A 3,845-nucleotide genomic window follows, 5' to 3' on the forward strand; every position below is an offset into this window, starting at 1 on the left:
AGTTGCAACTTATTAACATAACAATAAGACGGATTGGACTTAATTTTTTTAACGTCATCTTCCTTTTCATCAGTGATTTCCCCTCCCAAATCTTCATTTTTCCATGAACAACCAATATTTTACACCTAATTAATCCTTTATTGGTTACAAAATACCCCTTAATAACATTTACTGACTTTGACAAGTACCAACAGCGCTTAGACTCCTACCCATCGCATTTTCCTTGGTTTGGCGATATTTATGGCCCAGATGATCGCGAACGCTCGTGCAGCACGGCTCTGGAGCCGCCGTGTTGCACGGGACAATTGGATCTGAACAGGGCTGGATTTTTTGTGGCTATTACAAGTGACCCTTTTGACCACCCTCCGAATTAGATTCTGCTTATCAGCAAAAGCGTGTTTTCTCCAACCCACGTTCGATCCGATCCAGTTCCGACTGCTCAAATGACTCCTGATGTACCTCTATAGCTGCTGCTGTAATTCCTCAGGCTGTCAGTTGTGAGCATCTTTCACATGATTTCATTCGTTTCTATTCTTCTTTTTTCTTCGTAAATATCACGGATAACTTCCTTAACAACGGGATTTATTTCATTCCTGATTTGTGTTTGTAAGGAATATCCAAGCGCAGCCATATCATTTTGTAGGAGTTCCAGTATCGATTTTCGAACCAATTCAACAGCTTGCTTTATGATATACTCTTCGTTATTTTGAATTTGATAGGGACCATAGTTGTAAATCGGATATTTAAGCACAATCGCGTTAAGCATGTCGTCTTTCGTTATATTCGGTAACAACGTATTTACAATCATATCTTTTATTTTCGCGTGTATCTTTTTTATCTGCTGCTGGGGGACTACCTGTGTTTTCATCAACTTTTGCAATGATTTTGCCTGTAAATTGAACGGCAACAAGTCTAGCAGTTCTATTGTGGAGCCTAAGCGCTCCGGATGTTCCCGAATTTCTTTTATGCCAATTCTTACGATTCGTTCCGCATCTTCTGCATTTAAAGATACGGGCCGCCAATCGGTAACAGATGCCCATGCAATGAATGCATCTCCATCATCGGGTTCAACAACATTCCCTACTTTCCCTCCGATAACTTCATCTCCGATGCGAACAACGACAGGCGCAGTTATCGATTGTCCTTTCCACTCCATGGGTACAGAGCAATGTCGTTCTCGAGATAAGGCTTGCAATTGTTGTTTCACAGATTGTACGCGTTCCGGAAGTACGGCAACATGGACAAATACAATGGGATAATTAAGAACCGTATCAATATGCTCTACCCTTCCTTCTATCGAAGGTTCTGCAAAAGGCAACGATAATTTTTGTCCAACCACTACCGCCGTTTCCTGCGGTGATTCATTTACATCAACGTGTTCATCTCGGTTGATTTCGTCTGTATATACATATTGAATCGGTTTATACCTGCCTTGTTGTTCGCCATCCGTGCGTACAAAAATATTTAAAGGAAATTCTTTTAATTGTTGGTTCGTTGTAGACGAAGGCACACCGATTTGAACAAAAGAATGGGGTTGATCTCCAAGAGATAACACCTTGCCTAGCAACCTTTTCTTTACTCTACGAGAATAAGTAACAAAATGCTGCCAATCACTCCACTGAAGTGAAACCTTCTGTCCTACACGATGAATAACAGGAGCAATTTGATCTGGAGCAGCATGTATCTGCAGGGTCTCCACAGGTAAAACGGCACCTTCTTCATTTCTATATTTAAAAAAATGATTTTCCGTAAGCGAAGTTGTTCGGAGTAAGTTAGCATTTTCTAACCCATATATAGTAGGCAGTTCACTTGCATCTGCCTCTGTTAAACCTGTTATTAAAATTTCACCATTATTTTCATTACTGGACAGTTCACCAAGAACCGTTTCCCCCTCTTTAAACGGGACGCGAATTAATTTACGTCTTTCTCTCGCATCCAATATAAGCGGACGATCTTCAGTTGGAAATTCTGCTATTTCTTCTTTTACACGATTGTTGTTCTCGTCTACCTGTTCGTCCTCCGACAATTCGTTTATTGACCGCTCACCTTCACCGTTAGGCTTGATCGGCGAAGGTGTAGGTGTGTTATCACTCGTCCCCGGCTGCGACTGTTGTTCTCTCCCTTCCATCGCTGCGATTTCTTCTTCTGTTGGAGGTGCTGGGATGTTGTCATCTAACTCTGGCTGTTCCGTTGACGTGCTTGTCCCCGGTTGTGGTTCCGTTTCACAGCATTCGATTGACCGCTTGGCTCTACCTCCGGGAACGCACGGTCTGCACACTTGGATCTCCCTTTCTTCAACCGCACTTTCGTCTTTCACGCTCTCCTCGCTTATTTGTTTCACTGCTGTTTCTTCTGCCTCAACCGCGCTGTCCTTTATCGCTTCTAGCTTGGTGGCCGTTCTTGATAAAATGCCTGCTTCTCGACTGATTCCTTTGATAACTAAGGTCGTTGCTTCTTCTGGACGAATAGGCACAAAACTTCCAATCGGATCAATGGCTAGCACTGTAAACTGAACGTATTTCAGTCTATCTAAAGTCTGTGCTTGCCACCCCGGTCTGTCAAATAAGTTATGCTCGATCATTTCAACCATAGGTGAAAAGGTGTGTTGCAAAGCTTGGCGTTGCCCGTTTATGTTTTCTTTGGCTTGCTTGACCTGAATGACGTTCTCCGCTGCTGCCTCTAGATTACTCCAATATGCGGCTCGCTCTTCCTCTGTCCCCGCTGCTTGCTCCAAGGCGGCAAGCAGTTGCGCTTGGGCTGCCAAATCCGTTATCGTTATTTCTGAATCGATTTGCTCCATCAGTTGCGCCAACGACACCATCGTTCGTAGCACGCGTTGCTTGTCCGCTTGCTGTCGGATATGTGCATTCGTTTCTGTTTCCCCGGGACCGAACAAGCTGGCCTGCAAACTATTCTCCACGGCTTGCACCGCTTGTTTATTGCCTTCGTAGATGGATTTGACGAGTTGACTGGGGTTCCGGAACGATTCGGATAAATGGTTTCCAAGCTCGGTAAAAAATTTAGCAAAGGTAGGTTCCTTGGCTATTTTTCTGGCATGCTCCCCTTGCACCCCATCCACAATCATTTTCATCTGTTTTCCCAAATCAACAGCCATACTTGCAGAGTGGGAAGCTTGCTCCACGGTGGTGTATAGTCGTTGTTTGGCTTGGTTAGTTTCTGTTTTCTGCGCGGACGGCAGCGTTGTTCCTTGTTCCGGATGAATGGCCTGCCACAGGCTTTGATAAGAGAGCCCTTGTCGGTTTTTAAGGACTTGAATCAGTTGCTTCGTCTTCGCTTCGGCACGCCGCTCTGCCGCTTCACGCTCTTCTTTCTCTTCTGACCGGCTTGCCCACAAATCTGTTAGTAAAACTTTCCCATCCAGCCTTTGTTGTTCTACACGATCGCGAGCACTCTGCCCGATCCGGTTATAAGCCTCTTGCTCCCGATCTGCTGCACTTTTTAATTGCTGCTGAATATCTGTCACGATGTCGGCATTCTTCTGCTTCATCATCGCTAGTAATTGATTTTCAAATACGGCTAACTCTTCTACGGTTAACTCCTCTATTCGAGATTGTTGGAAGAACTGTAAATGGGGTTCAACATGTTCTTCGTTCATGGCCGCGAGTTGGGTAGCCATCTTATTCATTTGGGTATGTAGACTGCGTTGTTTTGCTTGGAGGGGCTGAAGGAATACCGTACTCCCATTTTCTATGATTTCGGGTGGCAAGTGATCCAATTGGGTTTCTAATTCAGACGTTATTTGTTCTATATTTTTATCATTCGCGATCACATGTAGGGTAGATACCATTGTGTTTAGATGATCATTTGCTGGTGTACTTAATTCA

General features: G+C 44.1%; 1 protein-coding gene. It reads right to left on the minus strand.

Annotation, left to right across the window (positions count from 1 at the left end):
* Positions 1–508: 508 nt before the first annotated feature.
* On the minus strand, positions 509–3,790 hold the full coding sequence (locus PPOP_RS22955; RefSeq protein ID WP_234399880.1) for a hypothetical protein: 3,282 nt from the start codon (positions 3,788–3,790) through the stop codon (positions 509–511).
* Between the last annotated feature and the right edge of the window lie 55 nt (positions 3,791–3,845).

The sequence above is a fragment of the Paenibacillus popilliae ATCC 14706 genome (assembly GCF_000315235.1).
Taxonomy (GTDB): Bacteria; Bacillota; Bacilli; order Paenibacillales; family Paenibacillaceae; genus Paenibacillus_B; species Paenibacillus_B popilliae.